The following is a 19,891-nucleotide window of genomic DNA, read 5'->3' on the forward strand; positions in this document are numbered from 1 at the left end:
GCGGCCATGACCAACAATTTGTTTTCATCCTATCATTCCGGGATTTCATGCTCATGATCATTCGTCCGCCCAATATTCAGTCCTTGCAAACCTTTCTGGTGTTGAGCGAATGCAGCTCGTTCACGGCGGCGGCGGAGCGGCTTCATCTGACCCAAAGCGCGGTCAGCCGGCAGATTCAATTGCTTGAAGAACATTATGGCGTGACTTTGTTCAAGCGGAGCGCGCGCAAGATCGAGCTGACCGCGGAGGGCGTGGGGCTGCTGCATTCGGCGGAATTGATTTTTCGCGAGCTGGGTAATGTGGAAAAGCGCTATTCCAAAAAAATCAGACCGTTTCGTTTGAAGATCTACGCTTCATTGGCCATGAGGCTGTTTATCCCGCTGCTGAATCAATTTGCCGCGGATAACCCTGGGATGAGTTTGGCGGTGGAAACGGAAACTGATTTGATTTATGGCGACTTGGCGCAATACGACGCCTTTGTCAGTTATAAGGACGCCGCGGCAATCACGCAGGAGGATTGGCTCTTATTCGCCGAATCCCTGATTCCGGTCTGTCATCCGCAATCCGTGTGCGCCAAGCCCTTGCCGACCCGGCTTGAGCAATTGCCGGACTATACGCTGCTGCACGGTTCGATGAACGGCATGGATTGGGAACGCTGGTCTTTAAGCAAGAATCTGTGGCTGGACCCATCGCAGGCGCAAATCTTTTTCAATCTGGATGAATTGGCGATTGAAGCCGCCTTGCAAGGGGCGGGCATTGCCATGACGGATCAGCGGCTGGTGCAAGGGCTGCTGGAAGACGGTTCGCTCTGCTCCCCGTTTCCGAGCGCTTTGCAAACCGATAACGCCTATGTGTTGACCTTCAAAAAAGGCGGGGACGCCCATCCCAACGCCGCCGTGGTAAAGCGCTGGTTGCAGCGGCACTTGTGCGCGGATCATTAAAGCCATCCGGAGAGCCATCCGGCGTGGAGCGCGAACCGCTTCCATGGCCCGCCGTAACGGAACGCAGAGCGCGCCGACAGGTATCGCCTACGGCGCCTCCCTCCCGGGAAGCGGCCGCTCGTCATGGGTAGGGTGGGAGGAGCGCAGCGATACCCACGCGGAAGGCTGTTGACGGGCCTTGGGGCGCTTTGGATGTGCGGCTTTCAAGGCCGCATCGTCCTATTGAAACAGGCTCTAAGCCGGCTGCGCGTCGCTCAGGGCGGGGTAGTCGGTATAACCCTGCTCGTTCCCGCCGTAGAAGCTGTTTTTGTCGGCCGCGTTCAGCGGCGCATTCCGCTTGAGCCGTTCCACAAAGTCCGGATTGGCCAACACCATGGCGCCATAGGATTCCAGCTCCGCCAGGCCGGCGGCGATATCGGCGCCGATCTGCTCGCGCGGGCGGCCCGGGCGGTTGAGGATCAGCGCGCCTTGCCAGCGTTGGCGCAGATCGGCCAGCAAGGCCTCGTCGCCCAGGTGCATCAGGTGCAGGTAGGCCAGTCCCAGCTTGTTCAGTTCGCTCACCAGATAGCGGTATAGCGCCGGGCCTTGTTCGCCTTCGTCTATGCCCCAGATGCTCAGGCCGGGCGATAGACGGATGGCGGTTTTGTCCGGGCCGATTTCCTCGGCGATGGCGGTGGCCACTTCGATGGCGAAACGGGCGCGGTTTTCCAGGGAGCCGCCGTATTCGTCGTCGCGGGTGTTGGCGCTGGGCGCGAGGAATTGCTGGACCAGGTAGGCGTTGGCGCCATGAATCTCCACGCCGTCGGCGCCGGCTTCAATGGCGCGGCGGGCGGCGTGGCGGAAGTCCTGCACCGTCTGGCGCACTTGTTCGGTGCTCAGCGCGCGCGGGCTGGGAATCGGCTGCATTCCCGTGGCGGTGAACATGCCGGCGCCCGGGGCGATGGCGGAGGGCGCGACGCCCAGCTCATGGCGCGGGGTGTTGTCCGGGTGGCTCATGCGGCCGGCGTGCATCAGCTGGATGAAGATACGCCCGCCCTGGGCATGGACGGCGTCCGTGGTGTGTTTCCAGCCGGCGACGTGGGCGTCGGTGTAGATGCCGGGGGTGGCGAGGTAGCCTTGGCCCGCGTCGGACGGCTGGGTGCCTTCGCTGATGATCAGGCCGAGGCCGGCGCGCTGGGCGTAATAGCGGGCGGCCAGCGGGCTCGGGCTGCCGTCTGCCTGGGCGCGGGAACGGGTCATCGGGGCCATGACCAGGCGGTTGCTCAGGGTGAGGCCGGCGAGGCGGGCGGGGTCGAATACGGTGTTCATTGCGCTTTCTCCTATTGGTGGGGTGCTCTCATCATCGCCGGCTTTATTTGTGAGATAAATAGGGTATTTTGGATAATACTGATCCATTTTTGGAGCAATGATGTGGAATTGCTAAACGATATGGCTTTGTTCGTCGAGGTGGTCAAGGCCAAGGGCTTCCGCAATGCGGCGGAGGCGATCGGGGTGCCGAACTCCACGCTGTCGCGGCGGATTGCCGCGCTGGAGAAGTCGATAGGGCTGCGCTTGCTGCACCGCACGACTCGCCGGATAGAGCTGACCGAGGCCGGGCTGCTTTACTACGAGCGCTGCCGGCGCATCGTCGACGAGGCCCGGCTGGCGCACGAGCAATTGGGCGAGATGCTGGCCCAGCCCAGCGGGGTGTTGCGGGCCTCGCTGCCGGTGGATTTCGCCGTGACCTATCTGGCGCCGATGATCGCCGAGTTTGCGCGGCTCCATCCCGGCATCGATTTCGATTTGGACCTGACTCCCCGGCGCGTCGATCTGGTGAGCGAGCCTTTCGACGTGGCGGTGCGCATGGGGACGCCGGAAAGTTCGCAATTGATCGCGCGGACTTTGGGCGCGCTTACGCCCGGGCTGTACGCCTCGCCCGGCTATCTGGCGCGCGCGGGCGAGCCGGCAAGCCCGGCGGAGCTGGCGGGGCATCAGTGCCTGAGCGTGCTGAAGCCCGACGCCTGGACCTTCCACGGCGAAGGGCGGGAACTCGCCGTTGCGGCGGGCTCCCGCTTCGCCTTGAACAGCATAGGCCTGGCCAAGCGGCTGGCGACGCTGGACATGGGCATTGTGCTGATGCCGGAGGAGATTGTCGCGGACGAGGTGGCCAGCGGCGGCCTGCGCCGGATCATGCCCGGCTGGCACGGCACGCCGGTGCCGGTGTACGCTCTGACGGAAACCCGTTTGCTGCCGGCCAAGACCCAGCGCTTCATCGAGTTTTTACAGCAGCGCCTGCGTTGACGCCATGGCCGTCCGCCGTGAAGCGGCCGCGAGCGCCGGGCCGCCAAACGCCGACGGCGGCGGTGATCACGATCAGCAGGATGTTGAGCCCGCCGCCTATCGCCTCGCGCAGGGTGGCGGCCTGAAAGTCCGCGCCCAGCTCGCCGCCCGCACCCTCAAGCAGCGCGGCTTGGGCCAGTTGATTGGCCATGTCCACCGCCGGCACCACCACGAAGCTGGCGTTGAGCAGGATCAGCAGCGTCAGGCCCAGCTTGAGCTGGAAGAAGCGGTTGCGCGGGCCGTAACGCCGGTAGCCCAGCAGCAGGCCGCTGATCAACATCAGCCACAGGCCGGGCACGGTCAGCGCCCAGGTGCCGATATGGATGTACTGCCGCGTCTGCGCCAGCAGGGCCGGGGCGGCCGGGCCGGTTTCGGACAGCACGATCCAGGCCAGAATGCTGCCCAGGAACAGGGCCAGCGCGATGAAGTGGATGAGTTTGAGGAAGCGGTTCATTTCTCTTCTCCAATGGGCGGGCTGAGCGTCTCCAGCACGCGCAGCAGTTGTTGCAGGGTTTGGCGGGCGGCGTCGAAGTCCGCGTCTGGCAGCTGTTGCGCCAGTTGTGCGGTCCACCGCGCCTGGCAATCTTGGGTGCCGGCCACGGTGCGTTCGCCCTTGGCGCTCAGCCGGTACAGCGGGGAGCGGGCGTGTTGGGGGTTGGGCAGCACGTCGAAATAGCCTTCCTCCACCAGCTTGTGCAGCTGTTTTTGCGCGCCTTGGCGGCTGATGCCCATGCGGGCGGCGATTTGCGGTGCGGTTTGCGGGCCGTCGGCCAGGCCCACCGCGCCGAGCACCTGCCAGCGCGCGCTATTGATGCCCAGGTGGGCCACCAGTTGGTCGCCTCTTTCCAGCAGGGCGCCGTTCAGGCGGAAGATCAGCAACATCAGCTCGGTGATGTCTTGAGGGCGATGGTTTTGTTGGGTGGACATGGGGTTTCTCTGTTTGACAACTGGTTGCCATTATTGACAACTAGTTGTCAGATTGCAAGCTCATTTTGGTCTGGGCATGAATACGGTTGCTTGGAGGCGGCGAGGCAGGGCGGGGGGCTTCAGGCCGGGCGGGCGTTCATTGAGCGGCAATGGATGATGAATGCGTATGTACTTGTAAATACAGTCAAAAATGAAAATGTAATTTCTATGTTAGCATCGTTGGCTTCCTAAAAAGCTCAGTTCAAAGCCAATGAAAAAATGCTTGCCCTTCTTGATGTTGCTCAGCCTGCACGCCCATGCCGATGATGAGGCGCTGCGCCAGATGTTCAATTGCGACGGCAGTTTCTTTCGCTACATCGCCCAGCCCGGCAAGGCCGTTCCCGGCCTGCCGGTGACGGTGGAAAACGGCCGCGCCGCGTTGCGGATGCAGCCTGTCCGCGATCAGGCGCAGGAGATGGAGGAGGACGTCAGCGGCGCGTCCGAAGGCTTGACGTCGCTGCTGCGCCATTCCGCCATCGATCAGCCGGTGGCGTTGACGCCGCAGTGGGCCTTGCGCAATTACGTGGAAGAACACTTCCACAACACCAATGGTCCGATGGACGTCAACGGGGTGTTGGAGTCCTATAACTGGGGTTTCCGCTTGCTGGGGCAGCGGGATATGACGCTCCAGCAATTCGTCGCCCAACGGCCGGATCTGACATTCAGCTGCGACAAGGAAAAGGGCGGCGTCTGCACGTTGTACCGCCAATGGGACAAGGGCGCGTGGAAAACCATCAAGCCCGAGCAGCAGTACGCGGACGTGCCGCGTTTGTTGTTGACGGCCTCCAAGTCCGACCCCCGGCATTTCTCGCTGGAGTGTTCCTTGCTGGTGGAGGGCGAGCGTCTGCCGCCGGGCTTGATCAAGGCCTTGCAACCGGATTGGGCTTTGAATTTCTGAGAACCTGTTTACGATCTGCTGCGCGTCGTGAGGCGTGGCACGGCGAGTAGCGCTTCGAAATGCTCATATGCCGTGTGTACATTCGGCTTTCTCAGCGGTTTTCGCCTTGTCTCGCCTTAGCTCGCGAGATCGTAAACACGTTCTGAGAGCCGCTTTACGCTGCGCGTCTGTCCGTATGCTGACGCGATGCCCATGATGAATCCAGCCCCTACGCGGGGCTTTTTTCATGCGTGCGCGGCTTGGCCGGCGACGCCGAGCGGCTGGCCAAAGTCTGTTTGGCGATATGAAAATGATAAATGGGAATTTTGTTTGAAATATGAATTGCGTAGTAATAACTAAAGCCTTGCTCTGGCGCGGGAGCCCTTGCTATACCGGCATTGGGCGGGGCAAGCGAAGCGGGCTCCGTGTTGTTTCCAGTGTTGGATAATTCATTACGGGAGCATGATCATGTCTGAACAATTGCTGGGTGGTTGGTCCGGTTTCCAGCCGGTGGATGAAAAAGACCGCAAGGTTTTCCATCAGGCCACGGAAGGTTTGCTGGGCGTGAAATACGTGCCGCTGGCGGTGTCCACGCAAGTGGTGGCCGGAGAGAACTATATTTTCCTGGCCAGCGCGGAGGTGGTGTACCCCGGCGCGCAGCCGCATCTGGTGGCGGTGTACATCTACCAGCCGCTGGGCGGCAAGCCGCCGCATGTGACCCGCATCGAGAACGTGCGTCTGTAAGCCCTTAGCCAAGACGCTGTTGCGCAACAAGCCCGCCGCCCGGCGGGCTTTTGTTTTGGGTCGCCGCGGCTTGTTCCAGCAGCCATTGTTTGAAGACGCCCATTTCCGGGTCGCGCATGAGGTCCGGACGGTGTATCAGGTAATAAGCGAGGGCGCTACGCAGCGGCGGCGCCGGCAGTTCCCGCAGCCGGCCGGCGGCCAGTTCGGCTTGCAGCAAGGAGCGCCGCGCCAGCGCGTAGCCGCGGCCGGCCAGCGCGGCCTCTATGGCGGCGTTGGAGTCCACGCAGACCACGCCTTGTTCGCAGTCCAGTTCCAGGCCGGCGGCGCGGCTCCACAGCCGCCAGTCGCCGCGGTGTTCGTCGTGCAGCAGCCGCTCGCCGCCGAGGGCGTCCAGCCGCGCCGGCAGCGCGGGCGCGCATACCGGCGTCAGTTCGTCGTCCAGCAGCTTGCAGGCGCTGAGGCCGGGGTAATCGCCCAGGCCGTGGCGCACGGCGAAGTGGATGTTTTCGGCGGCGAGGTCGACCACGCGGTTGCCGGTGCTGACGTGGACGTCGATCCGCGGGTGCTCGCGCATGAAGCCCTGCAGCCGGGGCAGCAGCCATTGCGCGCCAAACGAGGGGGTGCAGCTGAGCAGGATTACGCGGCGGGCGCCGGTCAGCCGCGCGGTGGCGTGGTCTATCAGGTCCAGCGCTTGCCGGCAGGCGGCCAGGTAGTCGCGGCCGGCGGCGTTGAGCGTCAGGCCGCGCGCGCGGCGCTCGAACAGCGGCTGGCCCAGGCAGTCTTCCAGCTTGCGCAGTTGCTGGGAGACCGCGCCGGGGGTGACGTGCAGTTCTTCGGCGGCCAGCTTGACGCTGAGCCGGCGCGCGGCGGCTTCGAAGAAGCGCAGGGATTCCAGCGGCGGTTTGGGCATATGAGTTTAGATTTTCTAAATCGTCAGGCAGGAAAAATCGTTTGTTTGCGGCATCTATGCGGTTGATGATTTCAGTATCTGGTTTAGCAAAGTTAAATACAAGGCGAAGGGAGAGGCATCATGGGAATGGCGAGCTTGGGTCGTTTGCTGTTGTTGGCGGCCTTGTGGGGCGGCAGCTTTTTGTTCATGCGCATCGCCGCGCCGGCGCTGGGCGCGTTGCCGACGGCGTTTGGCCGGGTGGCGCTGGGGGCGGCGGGCCTGCTGGGGCTGATCGCCTTGTTGCGGGTGGGGCTGTCCTTCAAGGGCAAGCTGGCCGCCACCTTGCTGCTGGGGGTGATCAATTCCGGCTTGCCCTTTCTCTTGTTCGCGCTGGCGGCCCGGGTGTTGCCGGCCGGCTATAGCGCGATCCTGAACGCCAGCACGCCGCTGATGGGGGTGTTGATCGGCGCGGCGGCGTTTGGGGAGCGCATTAGCGCCAACAAGCTGGCCGGCGTGCTGATCGGCCTGGCCGGCGTGGCGGTGCTGACGCAGACGGGCCCGCTGGCGACGGGAACGGCGGCTTTGTGGGGCGTGGCGGCTTGCCTGGCGGCCACCGCCTGTTACGGCCTGGCCGGTTTTCTGACCAAGCGCTGGATTGCGGACCGCGGCGGGCTGGACAGCCGCGTGGTGGCTCTGGGCAGCCAGTTGGGCGCGGTCTTGCTGCTATTGCCCTTGATGGCCTGGCAGGCGAGCGCGCAGCCGCTGGGGTGGCCGGAGGCGGGGGCGGAGGTGTGGCTGGCGATGCTGGCCTTGGGCCTGCTGTGCACGTCGCTGGCCTATGTCTTGTACTTCCGACTGATCGCCGACGTCGGCCCGCTGAAGGCGCTGACGGTGACGTTTCTGATTCCGCCCTTCGGCATTTTCTGGAGCTGGCTGGCGCTGGGAGAGACGGCGACGCTGTCCCAGGCGCTGGGCGGCGCCTTGATCGCGCTGGCGCTGTGGCTGGTGCTGCGGCCGGAAGCGCCGGCGGCGCGCGCCGCCGCGCCGGACGAGGATTGGTCGATCTAGCGGCGGCGCGGCGCGGGCTTAATTGAGCAGCAGATAGCTGATCGGGCTTTCTCCGCAAGCCGCCAGCCCGCATTCCAGGAATACGGACAGGGCGTTGCCCAGCAGCAGGGCCATGGTCAGGGCGACGCCGGCCTTGGCCAGCCGGCCCAGCTGCGCCGGGGGCTGACGGTCGAAGCTGTGTTCGCGCTGGCACTGCATCAGCAGCAGGCCGCAGCCGATGAAGACGGCGAAAAAGGCGATCGCGGCCCAGGTGTAGAAATGCAGGCCCAGGATGGGCGGGCCGAAGCCGGCGTCGCCGGGGGCGATGTGCAGCAGCACTTGACGGCCGGCCACGGCGAAGCCGGCGGCGGCGGCCAGCAGCATCATGCCGTAATGGCCGGGCTTGTCGCCCAGCAGCACATTGGCGGCCAGCGCCACCGCGATGGCGCACAAGGCCACGCGTTGCAGCAGGCAGAGCGGGCAGGGCAGCTCATGCTGGGCGAACTGGAAGTAGAAGGCGACCAGCAGCATCAGGTTGATCAGCAGCAGGCCCAGTTGGTTCAACTTGTCGGTGAGGTTGTGCGTCATGTCGGGTTCCTCACAGCGAAATGGGCAGACTGCTGGTGGCGTGGAACTTGAACCAGTACAGCGTGAGCGCGAAGGCCAGGCCCCAGCAGGCGTAGGCCCATTGGCGCTTGCGCAGGATCAAGGCCAGCAATGAGGCGGCCAATAGCAGAAACAGCAGGGTATCCATCGGGAATTCCTTAATGTGGCGGGCCGGCGGAGCCGGCCTGGGTGGTGGTTGCCAATCAATATTAGCGCTTGCTTAATGTTGTGTGAATAGCTTGTTTGCAGGCAGCGGCGCAAAATTTGCCGCTGAATCAGTACATTCGCCATTCGTCTCGTATAAAACGGCGCGCAGGGCGGCGATGGGAAGCGGCGGCCTTTTGCCGCGCGCGGCGGCGCTTGGCAGGCTTTTTGCATTAAAGCAGTTGTTAGCATCGCCTCAAGGCCGCCGCCATGTCCGCTTCCCATCCCGCGCCGCTTTACGCGGTGAAAGTTCGCCGCGATTACAACAGTTGGGTGGCGCGCGAGTCGCTGGAAGACTATGCCTTGCGCTATACCCCGCAGAGCTTCCGGCGCTGGTCGCCGTGGCGGGTGGCGCACACCGCGCTGGGCGGCGCCGCCGCTTTTCTGGTGTTGGAGGCGGTGGGCGCGGCGATGCTGACGGCGGGCGGCTTCGTCAATGCGGCCTGGGCCATTCTGGCGGTGGGGCTGGTGATTCTGCTGGCCGGCCTGCCTATCAGCGTCTACGCCGCCCGCTACGGCGTGGACATGGATCTGCTGACCCGCGGCGCCGGCTTCGGCTATCTGGGTTCCGCCGTCACCTCTTTGCTGTACGCGGCCTTCACCTTTATTTTCTTCGCGCTGGAAGCGGCCATCATGGCCTATGCGCTGGAGTTGGGCTTTGGCCTGCCGCCGGCCTGGGGCTATGTGCTGTGCACCGTGGCGGTGCTGCCGCTGGTGGCCCACGGCGTCACCGCCATCAGCCGGCTGCAAGTCTGGACCCAGCCGCTGTGGCTGGGCTTGCTGTTGCTGCCCTATGGTTTCGTGCTGGCGCGCCAGCCGGAGGCCTTGAGCGGCTTTTGGCACTACGCCGGGGCGGAAGGCGGTGCGGGCGGCTTCGATCTGCGTCGTTTTGGTGCGGCTTTCGGCATCGGCGTCGCCTTGATCGCGCAGATGGGGGAGCAGGCGGACTATCTGCGCTTCATGCCGCCGCCCGCCGCCGGCCAGCGCCGCCGCTGGTGGCTGGCCTGCCTGGCCGGCGGCCCGGGCTGGATATTGCCCGGCATGCTGAAGATGCTGGGCGGCGCGCTGCTGGCCTGGCTGGTTCTGGACCATGGTCAGGCCGGCGGGCCGGCGCCGGATCCGGCGCGCCTGTATTGGTTCGGCTACGCCCGGATCTGGGGCGACGGCCGGCTGGCGCTGGCGGCGACGGTGCTGTTCGTGCTGCTGTCGCAGCTGAAGATCAATGTCACCAATGCCTACGCCGGTTCGCTGGCCTGGTCCAATTTCTTCGCGCGGCTGACCCATAGCCATCCGGGGCGGGTGGTGTGGGTGGCTTTCAATCTCTTGATCGCGCTCTTGCTGATGGAGCTGGAGATTTTCCAGGCGCTGGCGCACGTGCTGGCGCTGTTCGCCAATCTGGCCATCGCCTGGATGGTGACCGTGGCGGCGGATTTGGCCATCAACAAGCCGCTGGGGCTGAGCCCGCCGGGCATTGAGTTCCGCCGCGGCTATCTTTACGACGTCAACCCGGTGGGGCTGGGTTCGCTGGTCCTGGCCTCGGCGGTTTCGGTGTCGGCGCATCTGGGGGCGCTGGGCGAGCAGATGCAGCCGCTGGCCCCCTTCCTGTCCTTGTTGACTGCCTTGCTGGCCACGCCGGCGCTGGCCTGGCTCAGCGGCGGCCGTTATTACCTGGCGCGACAGCCGGCGTCGCCGCCGGCTCCGCCGCAGCGCTGCGCATTGTGCCGCCGCCTGTACGAGCCGCCGGACATGGTCGGTTGCCCGGCGTATCGCGGTTGGATCTGTTCCTTGTGCTGCACGCTGGACGCGCGTTGCGAGGACCGCTGCAAGCCCAAGGCGCGGCTGGACAAGCAGTGGCGCGCCTGGCTGAGCCGGCTGCTGCCGCGGGGCTGCCGGCCGTATCTGCAACGCGGCCTGGCCGATTATCTGCTGCTGATGACGCCCATGCTGGCGGGGCTGGGCCTGCTTATGGCCGGCTTGTCCTTTTGGGCGCGGAGCCGCCCGGCCTTGGAGGGGCTGGCGGCGCGGCTGCCGCAATTGGGCGCGGGCCTGCTGCTGGGCTGCAGCGTGCTGGCCTGGTGGCTGGTCTTGTTGCGGCAGAGCCGGCAGGTGGCGCGGCAGGAATCCAAGCGGCAGACCCAGCGCTTATTGCGCGAGATCGCTTCCCACCGCCGCACCGACGCCTTGCTGCAAAAGGCGCGCCGCGACGCGGAGCAGGCCAATCAGGCCAAGAGCCGCTACGTGAGCACGCTCAGCCATGAGCTGCGCACGCCGCTGAACAGCATGCTGGGCTATGCGCAGATCCTGGACGGGGACCCGGAGATTCCGCCGTCGAAACGGCCGGCGCTGGCGGTGATCCGCCGCAGCGGGGATCACCTGCTGTCGGTGATCGAGGGCACGCTGGATCTGGCGCGGATAGAAAGCGGCCGGCTCAGCCTGGAGCCGCGGCCGCTGGACTTCGCCGCGCTGATCGGTCAATTGACGGCGATGTTCCAGCTGCAGGCGCGGGACAAGGGCCTAGGCTTCCGCTTCCTGCCGCAAGGCGAGTGGCCGGCGCTAGTGCGCGCCGACGAACGGCGGCTGCGGCAGATTCTGATCAATTTGCTGGGCAACGCGGTCAAGTTCACCGCGCATGGCGAGGTCAGCCTGGGCCTGCGTTATCAGGGCGAGGTGGCGTGTTTTGAAATTGCCGACACCGGACCCGGCATCGCGCCGGAGGAGGCCGAGCGCGTGTTCGAGCCGTTTGAGCGCGGCGGCGGGGCCGCCGGCCAGAGCGGCAGCGGGCTGGGTCTGACCATTGCGGGCATGCTGACCTCGCTGATGGGCGGGGAGCTGAGGCTGGACAGCCGGCCGGGCGGGGGCTGCGTGTTCACGCTGCGCCTGTTCCTGCCGCGGCTGGGCGCCGCGCCGGCGCCGCCCTTGTCGGCGCGCGTCGGCTACCAGGGTCGGCGGCGGCGGGTGTTGTTGGTGGACAACCATGAGCAGGACCGGGAGATGCTGGCCAGCGCCTTGCGGCCTTTGGGTTTCGAGGTGGAGCAGGCGGCCGGCGGCCAGGCTTGTCTGGATCGGCTGGAGCAGGCCGGGATGCTGCCGGATCTGGTGTGCATGGATCTGGCGATGCCGGGCCTGGACGGCTGGGAAACCCTGCGGCGCATCCGTCGCCGGCACGGCGACGCGCCGGCGCTGGCGGTGATTTCCGCCAACGCCTTCGAACGGGGGCAGGACAACGATGCGGGCATCCGCGCCGAGGATTTCTTCGTCAAGCCCATCCGCGTCGAGCAGCTGCTGGACTGGATAGGCCGACGCTTGCAGCTGGAGTGGCTGAGCGGCGAGGAGCCGGCGCTGCGCTGGCCGCCGGAGGAGGCGCTGGACGAGTTGCGGCAGGCTTTGCGGCGCGGCTATCTGCGCGGCGCGCGCGCCGCCCTGCTGCGCTTGGAGGTGGGCGCGCTGGGGGCGGACCCGGCTTACGGACCGTTTCTGGCGCGGGCGCGGAGCCTGCTGGACGGCTGCCGGCTGGACGAGTTGCTGCGATGGCTGCCGGGAGCGCCGGCGTGAGCGCGCCGCGGCCGGAGCGGGCGACGGCGCTGATCGTGGACGATCAGCCGGAAAACCTGGCCTTGCTGCACGATGCGCTGGACCTGGCCGGCTACCGGGTCTTGCTGGCCACGGACGGCGCGGCGGCCTTGGGCCGCGCCGCCGAGTGCCGGCCGGACATCATTCTGCTGGACGCGTTGATGCCGGGCATGGACGGTTTCGAGACGGCGCGGTGCTTGAAGGCGGGGGCGGAAACGCAGGCGATTCCCATCGTGTTCATGACCGGGCTCAGCGACAGCGAGCACGTGCTGGCGGCGTTTGCCGCCGGCGGCGCGGATTACGTGATCAAGCCGCTGCGGCCGGCGGAGGTGCTGGCGCGGCTGGCCGCCCATATCGGCAGCGCGCGCCAGCTGTGCCGGGCGCGGCAGGCGCTGGAGGCGTCGGGCCAGGCCTTGCTGGCGGCGGACCCGGGCAGCGGCCGGCCGCTGTGGCTGACTGAGCGCGCGCGCGGCCTGCTGCAAGCCCACGGCTGGTCCGAGGCGGCGCTGGCGGCGCGTTGGCGGCCCTGGCTGGCCCAGGCCGCGGCGGGGGCCAGCCTGACCTTGGCGGAAGGCGGCGGCGCGGCCTTGCTGGCGCGGCGGCTGGCCGGGGATGAGTGCCTGCTGGCCTTGAGCGAGGCGGGAGACGGCGCGGCGCCGCAGCGCCTGATGCGGGCGCTGGGGCTGACTCCGCGCCAGGCCGAGGTGCTGCATTGGCTGAGCCTGGGCAAGACCAACCGCGATATCGGCGACATCCTCGGCATGAGTCCGCGCACCGTCAACAAGCATCTGGAGCATGTGTTCGCCCGCCTGGGGGTGGAAACCCGCACCTCGGCCGCGGCGCTGGCCTTGCGCAGCGCCGGCGGCGGGTGACGGGGCATACGTCATGTAACGTATTCCGGCCGGGCGGGCCGGGGCTTAGTCTGATCCTGCAGTGCAACAATTCCTCGCCGGGCCGGCCGGACGGCCTCCCGGCGCTTCAGGATCGCCCCAGGAGCTTCCCATGTTGATTCGCCCTCATGTCTTGTCTTCCCTTGCGCTGAGCCTGGCGCTGAGCGGCTTCGGCGCCGCGCCGGCTCTCGCCGCCGACACCATCAAGGTGGGGGTGCTGCACTCCCTGTCCGGCACCATGGCCATTTCCGAAACCTCGCTCAAGAATATGGCGCTGTTCGCCATCGACCAGATCAACGCCGAAGGCGGGGTCTTGGGCAAGAAGCTGGAGCCGGTGGTGGTGGACCCGGCGTCCAACTGGCCGCTGTTCGCGGAGAAAGCGCGCCAATTGCTGAGCCGCGACAAGGTGGCGGCGACCTTCGGCTGTTGGACTTCGGTGTCGCGCAAATCGGTGTTGCCAGTGTTCGAGGAACTGAACGGCCTGCTGTTCTACCCGGTGCAGTACGAGGGCGAGGAAATGTCGCCCAATGTGTTCTACACCGGCGCCGCGCCCAATCAGCAGGCGATCCCGGCGGTGGAGTACCTGATGAGCAAGGAGGGCGGCGGCGCGCGGCGCTTCTTCCTGCTGGGCACGGATTACGTCTATCCGCGCACCACCAACAAGATTCTGCGCGCCTTTCTCAAAACCAAGGGGGTCAAGGACGCGGACATCCAGGAGGCCTACACCCCCTTCGGCCATAACGATTACCAGACCATTGTCGCCAATATCAAGAAGTTCGCCGCCGGCGGCAAGACCGCGGTGGTGTCCACCATCAACGGCGACTCCAATGTGCCGTTCTACAAGGAGCTGGGCAATCAGGGCCTGAAGGCGGCCGAGGTGCCGGTGCTGGCGTTCTCGGTGGGCGAGGAGGAGCTGAAGGGCATCGACGCCAAACCGCTGGCCGGCCATCTGGCGGCCTGGAATTACTTCATGAGCGTGAGAAATCCGGTCAACGCCAAGTGGGTGGCGGACTACCGCGCCTGGGCGCGCAAGAAGGGCGTTGCCGGGGCGGACAAGCTGGTGACCAACGATCCGATGGAGGCGACCTATGTCGGGGTCCGGCTGTGGGCGCAGGCTGTGCGCAAGGCCGGCGGCACCGATACGGCCGCGGTGAGCAAGGCCCTGACCGGGCTGCGGATGGACGCGCCGTCCGGCTTCACGCTGGAAATGGACGCCCGCAACCATCATTTGCGCAAGCCGGTGATGATTGGCGAGATTCAGCCCAACGGGCAGTTCTCGGTGGTGTGGAAGAGCCGGAGCGTGGTGCGCGCCCAGCCGTGGAGCCCGTATCTGCCCGGCAACGACAAGCGGCCGGACACCCCGGTGAAAAGCAAGTGAGCCGGAAAGGAGCCCGCCATGTCCTGGAGTAAAGCCCTGCCTTGGGCGCTGGCGCTGTGGTGCGCCGCGGCCGGCGCCGGCCCCTTGGCCGAGCTGGCCGGCGCCGATCCGGCCGAACGCGCCGGCTTGATTGAAAGCTGGGCGCCGCGCCCGGACGCCGAGCGCCGCGCGGCGGTGGCCGCCTTGGAGCAGGGCCGGCTATTGCAGTCCGCCGACGGTATGCGCGTGCTGTGGCAGCGGCCGGACGGCGCGCTTGGCGACGCGGTGTCCGGCCAGCCGGCGGCGGGCGACGCCGCCAGCCTGGAACCGCTGCCGTTGAACAACCGGCTGCGCGGCGCCCTGGCGGTGTTTCACGCGGTCGACGAACTGGCCGCGGCCGATCCCGGGCGGCGGCTGGCCGCGGTCCGCGCGCTGGGCGACAGCGGGAACCCGGCGCTGCTGCCCTTGCTGAGGGAACGTTTGGCGCGGGAGGGCGACGCCGAGCTGCGGCGCGTGCTGGAACGGGCCGGCGCCCGCCTGTCGCTGAGCAGTCCGGACCCGGCGCAGCGGCGGGCCGCCGCCATGGCGCTGGCGGACAGCGGCGATCCGGCGGCCTTGGCCCTGCTGGCGCCCTTGACCGACGCCGCCGCGGAAAACGATGCCGAAGTGCGCGCCGCCGCGATGAGGGCGCAAGCGGCCATCCGCGCCAGCGTGCGGATAGACAATCTGCTGGGCGCGGCCTTCGCCGGCCTCAGCCTGGGTTCGGTGCTGCTGCTGGCGGCGCTGGGCCTGGCCATCACCTACGGCCTGCTGGGGGTGATCAATATGGCGCACGGCGAGATGCTGATGCTGGGGGCCTATGTCGCCTACGCGGCGCAAAGCCTGTTCCACAGCCGCTGGCCGGCCGCCGCCGACGCCTATCTGGCGCTGGCCCTGCCGGCGGCCTTCCTGCTGACCGCCGCCGTGGGCATGGCGCTGGAACGGCTGGTGATCCGCCACCTCTACGGCCGCCCGCTGGAAACGCTGCTGGCCACCTGGGGCATCAGCCTGGTGTTGATGCAGCTGGTGCGGACCTTGTTCGGCGCGCAAAACGTGGCGGTGGCCAACCCCGGCTGGCTGAACGGCGGCTGGGCCTTGAGCCCGGCGCTGACGCTGCCCTACAACCGCATCGCCGTCATTCTGTTCTCCGCGCTGACGCTGGGCCTGGTCTGGCTGGCGCTGAACCGCAGCCGGCTGGGCCTGTTCGTGCGCGCGGTGACTCAGAACCGGCGCATGGCGGGCAGCCTGGGCGTGGCCACCGGGCGGGTGGATATGTTGGCCTTCGGCCTGGGCAGCGGCATCGCCGGCCTGGGCGGGGTGGCGCTGAGCCAGATCGGCAATGTCGGCCCGGACCTGGGCCAGGGCTATATCGTCGACAGCTTCATGGTGGTGGTGCTGGGCGGCGTGGGCCAGCTGGCCGGCGCGGCATGGGGCGCCTTGGGCCTGGGCGTGGCCAACAAGCTGTTGGAGCCGGCGCTGGGCGCGGTGCTGGGCAAGATTCTGATCCTGGCCGGCATCATTCTGTTCATCCAAAAACGTCCGCAAGGCCTGTTCGCCCTCAAGGGCCGGGCCGTGGATTAGGAGCCGCCATGCATCTTCCTTACTCTTTGCGGCTCTTGTCCGGCCTGGGCCGACGGCGCTGGGGCGCGGCGGCGCTGGTGCTGGTCTGGCTCGGTCTGCTGGCCTTGCCCTTGTTGCATGTGTTCGCGCCGGCGGACAGCGGCTGGCGGGTGTCGGCCTATGTTCTGACCCTGGCGGGCAAGATTCTGTGCTACGCGGTGCTGGCCTTGGCCTTGGACCTGGTCTGGGGCTATGCCGGCTTGCTCAGCCTGGGCCACGGCCTGTTCTTCGCGCTGGGCGGCTACGGCATGGGCATGTATCTGATGCGTCAGATCGGCGGCGACGGCGTCTACCAGAGCGCGCTGCCGGATTTCATGGTGTCGCTGGACTGGCGGACGCTGCCGTGGTTCTGGCAGGGCAGCGAACACCTGGCCTGGGCCCTGTGCCTGGCGGTGGGCGCGCCTGGATTGTTGGCGCTGGGCTTTGGCTGGCTGGCTTTCCGTTCCCGCATCCGCGGCGTGTATTTTTCCATCATCACCCAGGCGCTGACCTATGCGGCGATGCTGCTGTTCTTCCGCAACGAAACCGGCTTTGGCGGCAATAACGGCTTTACCGGCTTCAAGCGCATCCTGGGCTTCGGCATCGCCGAGCCGGCCACCCGCGCCTGGCTGTTCGTCCTCAGCGCGCTCTTGCTGTCGCTGGCTTTGCTGGGGGCGTTCCGGCTGACGCGCGGCAAGTTCGGCCGCGTGCTCACCGGGGTGCGCGACGCCGAGTCGCGGCTGATGTTCTGCGGCTACCGGCCGCAAGACTACAAGCTGGCGGTATGGGTGTTGTCCGCCATGCTCTGCGGCCTGGCCGGGGCCTTGTACGTGCCGCAGGCCGGCATCATCAATCCGGGCGAGATGTCGCCGGGCAATTCGATCGAGGCCGCCGTCTGGGTGGCGGTGGGCGGCCGCGGCACCTTGATCGGACCGGTGCTGGGCGCCGTCTTGGTCAATGCCGCCAAGAGCTGGTTCACCGTGGCCTTTCCGGAGTACTGGCTGTTCTTCCTGGGCGGGCTGTTCATCGCCGGCACCCTGTTGCTGCCGCGCGGCTTGATGGGCTGGCTGGCGCGAGGCCGCGGCGCTTGAGGCGGCCGCGCGTTTATTGATTTCCCGGATATGCTACATGAATACAACAAGCGAAAATCCCGTTCCGCGCGGACAGTGGGAGGGCGAGGCGGTGGGCTTGTCCCGACCATTGACGCCGGGGCTGGACATTCGGCACGGACAGATATTATATCTTGACGATGTCATGGTTGATTTCGACGGTTACCGCGCGCTGAACCGTTTGACGCTGTCGATCGCCGTCGGCGAATTGCGCGTGGTGATCGGCCCCAACGGCGCCGGCAAGACCACGATGATGGATGTGATCACCGGCAAGACCCGGCCGGACGCCGGCAGCGTGTTCTTCGGCCAGACCCTGGACCTGCGCAGATACGACGAGGCCGAGATCGCCCAACTGGGCATAGGGCGCAAATTCCAGAAGCCCACGGTGTTCGAGGCGATGACGGTGGCGGACAACCTGGAGCTGGCGCTGGCCGGAGACCGCTCGGTGCGCGCCAGCCTGCGCGCGCGCCTGGGCGCGGCTCAGCGCCGCCGCGTCGACGAACTGCTGGAACGGGTGCGGCTGCAGGAGCAGCGCGGCCGGCTGGCCGGCCTGCTGTCGCACGGCCAAAAGCAATGGCTGGAGATTGGCATGCTGCTTGCTCAGCAACCCAAGCTGCTCTTGCTGGACGAGCCGGTGGCAGGCATGAGCGACGCCGAAACCGAACAGACCGCGGAGCTGCTGCTGAGCCTGAAGGGCGAGCACTCCCTGATGGTGGTGGAACACGATATGGATTTCGTCGCCAGCCTGGGCGGCCGGGTGACGGTGCTGGCCGAAGGCGCGGTGCTGGCGGAGGGGACGCTGCGGCAGGTGCAGGCGGACGAGCGGGTGATCGAAGTGTATCTGGGGCGCTGACATGCTGGAAATCGACGGACTGGAACAGTATTACGGCGGCAGCCGCATCCTGCGCGGGATCAGCCTGCGCGCCGAGACGGGGCGGATCACCTGCCTGCTGGGGCGCAACGGCGCGGGCAAGAGCACGCTGCTCAAATGCCTGAGCGGGCAATTGCCGGTACGCGGCGGGCGCATGCGCTGGCGCGGCGAGGACATTGCCGCGCTGGCCCCGCATCAGCGCGCGGCGCGCGGCATCGCCTATGTGCCGCAGGGGCGCGAAATCTTTCCGCGGCTGACGGTGGAGGAAAACCTGCGCCTGGGGCTGGCGCGCTTCTCCGGCGCGGCCGGCCGCCGCTTGCCGGACAGCGTGTTCGAGATGTTCCCGGTGCTGTACGAGATGCGCGGCCGCCGCGGCGGCGACCTGTCCGGCGGCCAGCAGCAGCAATTGGCGATTGGCCGCGCCTTGGCTGGGCGGCCGTCGCTGCTGATGCTGGACGAGCCGACCGAAGGCATCCAGCCCTCCGTCATCAAGCAGATCGGCGCGGCGATCCGCCAATTGGCGGCCGGGGGCGAGATGACCATCCTGCTGGTGGAACAGTATTACGACTTCGCCGAGGCGCTGGCGGACCGCTACCTGGTGATGGCGCGCGGCGAAGTGGTGCAAAGCGGCCTGGGCGAGGCCATGCGGGCGGACGGCGTGCGCGGGCTGCTGGCAATCTGAGCGATGCGACGCGATGCCGCCGCCGTCGGCCTGCCGCCGCCCTGGGCCGCCGAACTGGAGCTGAGCTACCGGCGCCGCGACGGACGCACCATTCCGGTGCGGCGGCGGCATTGCGGCCCCTTGCGGGTGCAGCGCCACTTCACCGACGACGCCGGCCAGTGCCAGCACATCATCGTGCATCCGCCGGGGGGCATGGCCGGCGGCGACAGCCTGAGCCTGATGGTGACTTTGGAAGAGGGCGCGGACGCGTTGCTGACCAGCCCCGGCGCCGCCAAGTGGTACGACGGCTTCGGCCGCCCGGCCAGCCAGCGGCTGGAGCTGTCTTTGGCCGCCGGCGCGCGGTTGGAATGGCTGCCGCTGGAAACCATTCTGTTCGCCGGCGCCGAGGTGAGCTTGCAAGGCCGCGTCCAGCTGCTGGGCGACGCCGCGCTGCTGTACGGCGACGTGCTCTGTCTGGGGCGGCCGGCCTGCGGCGAGCGCTTCGACCGCGGGCTTTGGCGTCAAAGCCTGGACATAGAACGCGACGGTCGCTTGATCTGGTGCGAGCGCGCCGCCTTGGCCGGCGGCGACCGCATGCTGGACGCGGCGGTCGGAATGGGCGGCCAGACCGCGGTCGGCCTGCTGTTGTGGGCCGGGCCGGCGCTGCCGGAGGCCTTGCATCAGGCGGTATTGACGCTGCCGCTGGCGGGCCGCGCCGCCGCCAGCCAACTGCCGGACGTCTGGCTGGCGCGCTTCATCGGCGACAGCGCCGAAGCCGCCCATCATTGGCTGCGGCGGGCGCGGCGCTTGCTTTACCCGTTCACCCACGGCCGCGCGGCGCAGGAGCCGCGCATCTGGGCGACTTGACCCTTCTAATGAGAAATGGGACTTCACGATGGAATTGACGCCCAGAGAAAAAGACAAGCTCTTGATCTTCACCGCCGGCCTGCTGGCGGAACGCCGCCGCGCGCGCGGCCTGAAGCTGAATTATCCGGAGGCGGTGGCCTATATCAGCGCCGCCGTCATGGAGGGCGCGCGCGATGGGCGCAGCGTGGCGGAGCTGATGCATTACGGCGCCACCTTGCTGGGCCGCGAGGACGTGATGGACGGCGTGGCCGAGATGATCGCCGACATCCAGGTGGAAGCCACTTTTCCGGACGGCACCAAGCTGGTCACCGTCCACCAGCCCATTGTATGAGGAG

Annotated in this window: 20 protein-coding genes; 14 read left to right on the forward strand and 6 right to left on the reverse strand. The window is 67.0% G+C overall.

The features are described from left to right. Window positions 1–53: 53 nt before the first annotated feature. Window positions 54–941: a LysR family transcriptional regulator gene (locus AB1Z25_RS09190; RefSeq protein WP_486637081.1), complete on the forward strand. Its 888-nt coding sequence runs from the start codon at window positions 54–56 to the stop codon at window positions 939–941. Between the two features lie 234 nt (window positions 942–1,175). Here the strand turns inward: AB1Z25_RS09190 and AB1Z25_RS09195 are convergent, their stop codons facing one another. Next, window positions 1,176–2,249: an alkene reductase gene (locus AB1Z25_RS09195; protein WP_486637082.1), complete on the reverse strand. Its 1,074-nt coding sequence runs from the start codon at window positions 2,247–2,249 to the stop codon at window positions 1,176–1,178. Between the two features lie 102 nt (window positions 2,250–2,351). Between AB1Z25_RS09195 and AB1Z25_RS09200 the strand changes: the two genes are divergently transcribed. Continuing rightward, on the forward strand, window positions 2,352–3,221 hold the full coding sequence (locus AB1Z25_RS09200; protein WP_486637083.1) for a LysR family transcriptional regulator: 870 nt from the start codon (window positions 2,352–2,354) through the stop codon (window positions 3,219–3,221). Here AB1Z25_RS09200 and AB1Z25_RS09205 read toward each other — a convergent pair. Both AB1Z25_RS09205 and AB1Z25_RS09210 read right to left on the reverse strand, forming a co-directional pair. Further along, on the reverse strand, window positions 3,190–3,714 hold the full coding sequence (locus AB1Z25_RS09205; RefSeq protein ID WP_486637084.1) for a hypothetical protein: 525 nt from the start codon (window positions 3,712–3,714) through the stop codon (window positions 3,190–3,192). The genes AB1Z25_RS09200 and AB1Z25_RS09205 overlap by 32 nt on opposite strands. Continuing rightward, window positions 3,711–4,187, reverse strand: coding sequence for a MarR family winged helix-turn-helix transcriptional regulator (locus AB1Z25_RS09210; protein ID WP_235088857.1), 477 nt, complete (start codon window positions 4,185–4,187; stop codon window positions 3,711–3,713). Before AB1Z25_RS09210 ends, AB1Z25_RS09205 begins: the two co-directional genes overlap by 4 nt. A 262-nt stretch (window positions 4,188–4,449) precedes the next feature. Between AB1Z25_RS09210 and AB1Z25_RS09215 the strand changes: the two genes are divergently transcribed. After that, window positions 4,450–5,124, forward strand: a complete 675-nt coding sequence (locus AB1Z25_RS09215) for a hypothetical protein (RefSeq protein WP_486637085.1) — start codon at window positions 4,450–4,452, stop codon at window positions 5,122–5,124. A 447-nt stretch (window positions 5,125–5,571) separates the two neighbouring features. Further along, window positions 5,572–5,847, forward strand: coding sequence for a hypothetical protein (locus AB1Z25_RS09220; RefSeq protein ID WP_107801776.1), 276 nt, complete (start codon window positions 5,572–5,574; stop codon window positions 5,845–5,847). Between the two features lie 4 nt (window positions 5,848–5,851). On the opposite strand, the gene AB1Z25_RS09225 is transcribed toward AB1Z25_RS09220, so the two are convergent. After that, window positions 5,852–6,757, reverse strand: a complete 906-nt coding sequence (locus AB1Z25_RS09225; RefSeq protein WP_486637086.1) for a LysR substrate-binding domain-containing protein — start codon at window positions 6,755–6,757, stop codon at window positions 5,852–5,854. 120 nt (window positions 6,758–6,877) lie between these two features. Between AB1Z25_RS09225 and AB1Z25_RS09230 the strand changes: the two genes are divergently transcribed. Continuing rightward, entirely contained in the window at window positions 6,878–7,804 is a 927-nt protein-coding gene (locus tag AB1Z25_RS09230; RefSeq protein ID WP_486637087.1) for a DMT family transporter, read from the forward strand. Between the two features lie 18 nt (window positions 7,805–7,822). On the opposite strand, the gene AB1Z25_RS09235 is transcribed toward AB1Z25_RS09230, so the two are convergent. Both AB1Z25_RS09235 and AB1Z25_RS09240 read right to left on the reverse strand, forming a co-directional pair. Then, entirely contained in the window at window positions 7,823–8,371 is a 549-nt protein-coding gene (locus tag AB1Z25_RS09235) for a disulfide bond formation protein B (RefSeq protein WP_107799321.1), read from the reverse strand. A gap of 10 nt (window positions 8,372–8,381) precedes the next feature. Beyond that, window positions 8,382–8,537, reverse strand: a complete 156-nt coding sequence (locus AB1Z25_RS09240; RefSeq protein ID WP_158274275.1) for a DUF5993 family protein — start codon at window positions 8,535–8,537, stop codon at window positions 8,382–8,384. 266 nt (window positions 8,538–8,803) lie between these two features. Here AB1Z25_RS09240 and AB1Z25_RS09245 point away from each other — a divergent pair, with 266 nt between their 5' ends. From AB1Z25_RS09245 to ureA, 9 genes are all read left to right on the forward strand, one after another. Beyond that, complete coding sequence (locus AB1Z25_RS09245; RefSeq protein ID WP_486637088.1) at window positions 8,804–12,145, forward strand: ATP-binding protein; 3,342 nt, start codon at window positions 8,804–8,806, stop codon at window positions 12,143–12,145. Beyond that, window positions 12,121–13,035 (forward strand): response regulator, encoded by a 915-nt coding sequence (locus tag AB1Z25_RS09250; RefSeq protein WP_486637089.1) that lies wholly within the window; start codon window positions 12,121–12,123, stop codon window positions 13,033–13,035. Before AB1Z25_RS09245 ends, AB1Z25_RS09250 begins: the two co-directional genes overlap by 25 nt. Before the next feature lie 130 nt (window positions 13,036–13,165). Then, window positions 13,166–14,431 carry an urea ABC transporter substrate-binding protein gene (gene urtA / locus AB1Z25_RS09255; RefSeq protein WP_486637090.1) on the forward strand — a complete coding sequence of 422 codons (1,266 nt, stop codon included), beginning with the start codon at window positions 13,166–13,168 and terminating at the stop codon, window positions 14,429–14,431. Window positions 14,432–14,449: 18 nt separating this feature from the next. Next, the gene (urtB, locus tag AB1Z25_RS09260; RefSeq protein ID WP_486637091.1) at window positions 14,450–16,030 is read left to right on the forward strand and encodes an urea ABC transporter permease subunit UrtB; all 1,581 of its coding nucleotides are present in this window, start codon (window positions 14,450–14,452) and stop codon (window positions 16,028–16,030) included. Window positions 16,031–16,038: 8 nt separating this feature from the next. Beyond that, complete coding sequence (gene urtC, locus AB1Z25_RS09265) at window positions 16,039–17,139, forward strand: urea ABC transporter permease subunit UrtC (RefSeq protein ID WP_486637092.1); 1,101 nt, start codon at window positions 16,039–16,041, stop codon at window positions 17,137–17,139. Between the two features lie 37 nt (window positions 17,140–17,176). Continuing rightward, window positions 17,177–18,010: an urea ABC transporter ATP-binding protein UrtD gene (urtD, locus tag AB1Z25_RS09270; RefSeq protein ID WP_486637093.1), complete on the forward strand. Its 834-nt coding sequence runs from the start codon at window positions 17,177–17,179 to the stop codon at window positions 18,008–18,010. 1 nt (window position 18,011) lies between these two features. Then, window positions 18,012–18,710: an urea ABC transporter ATP-binding subunit UrtE gene (urtE, locus tag AB1Z25_RS09275; RefSeq protein WP_486637094.1), complete on the forward strand. Its 699-nt coding sequence runs from the start codon at window positions 18,012–18,014 to the stop codon at window positions 18,708–18,710. Window positions 18,711–18,713: 3 nt separating this feature from the next. Beyond that, window positions 18,714–19,556 carry an urease accessory protein UreD gene (locus tag AB1Z25_RS09280; RefSeq protein WP_486637095.1) on the forward strand — a complete coding sequence of 281 codons (843 nt, stop codon included), beginning with the start codon at window positions 18,714–18,716 and terminating at the stop codon, window positions 19,554–19,556. Window positions 19,557–19,584: 28 nt separating this feature from the next. Further along, window positions 19,585–19,887: an urease subunit gamma gene (gene ureA, locus AB1Z25_RS09285; RefSeq protein ID WP_107799313.1), complete on the forward strand. Its 303-nt coding sequence runs from the start codon at window positions 19,585–19,587 to the stop codon at window positions 19,885–19,887. Window positions 19,888–19,891 lie beyond the last annotated feature (4 nt).

Source organism: Chromobacterium sp. HL1 (assembly GCF_057418835.1).

Bases quoted from the DNA above. Each gene is read 5' to 3' on its own strand.
- AB1Z25_RS09245 (WP_486637088.1), top strand. From the start codon at position 8,804: ATGTCCGCTTCCCATCCCGCGCCGCTTTACGCGGTGAAAGTTCGCCGC.
- AB1Z25_RS09195 (WP_486637082.1), bottom strand. From the start codon at position 2,249: ATGAACACCGTATTCGACCCCGCCCGCCTCGCCGGCCTCACCCTGAGC.
- AB1Z25_RS09230 (WP_486637087.1), top strand. From the start codon at position 6,878: ATGGGAATGGCGAGCTTGGGTCGTTTGCTGTTGTTGGCGGCCTTGTGG.
- urtA (WP_486637090.1), top strand. From the start codon at position 13,166: ATGTTGATTCGCCCTCATGTCTTGTCTTCCCTTGCGCTGAGCCTGGCG.
- AB1Z25_RS09235 (WP_107799321.1), bottom strand. From the start codon at position 8,371: ATGACGCACAACCTCACCGACAAGTTGAACCAACTGGGCCTGCTGCTG.
- AB1Z25_RS09250 (WP_486637089.1), top strand. From the start codon at position 12,121: ATGGCTGCCGGGAGCGCCGGCGTGAGCGCGCCGCGGCCGGAGCGGGCG.
- AB1Z25_RS09240 (WP_158274275.1), bottom strand. From the start codon at position 8,537: ATGGATACCCTGCTGTTTCTGCTATTGGCCGCCTCATTGCTGGCCTTG.
- urtE (WP_486637094.1), top strand. From the start codon at position 18,012: ATGCTGGAAATCGACGGACTGGAACAGTATTACGGCGGCAGCCGCATC.
- AB1Z25_RS09205 (WP_486637084.1), bottom strand. From the start codon at position 3,714: ATGAACCGCTTCCTCAAACTCATCCACTTCATCGCGCTGGCCCTGTTC.
- AB1Z25_RS09225 (WP_486637086.1), bottom strand. From the start codon at position 6,757: ATGCCCAAACCGCCGCTGGAATCCCTGCGCTTCTTCGAAGCCGCCGCG.
- AB1Z25_RS09210 (WP_235088857.1), bottom strand. From the start codon at position 4,187: ATGTCCACCCAACAAAACCATCGCCCTCAAGACATCACCGAGCTGATG.
- AB1Z25_RS09280 (WP_486637095.1), top strand. From the start codon at position 18,714: ATGCGACGCGATGCCGCCGCCGTCGGCCTGCCGCCGCCCTGGGCCGCC.
- AB1Z25_RS09190 (WP_486637081.1), top strand. From the start codon at position 54: ATGATCATTCGTCCGCCCAATATTCAGTCCTTGCAAACCTTTCTGGTG.
- urtB (WP_486637091.1), top strand. From the start codon at position 14,450: ATGTCCTGGAGTAAAGCCCTGCCTTGGGCGCTGGCGCTGTGGTGCGCC.
- urtC (WP_486637092.1), top strand. From the start codon at position 16,039: ATGCATCTTCCTTACTCTTTGCGGCTCTTGTCCGGCCTGGGCCGACGG.
- ureA (WP_107799313.1), top strand. From the start codon at position 19,585: ATGGAATTGACGCCCAGAGAAAAAGACAAGCTCTTGATCTTCACCGCC.
- AB1Z25_RS09220 (WP_107801776.1), top strand. From the start codon at position 5,572: ATGTCTGAACAATTGCTGGGTGGTTGGTCCGGTTTCCAGCCGGTGGAT.
- urtD (WP_486637093.1), top strand. From the start codon at position 17,177: ATGAATACAACAAGCGAAAATCCCGTTCCGCGCGGACAGTGGGAGGGC.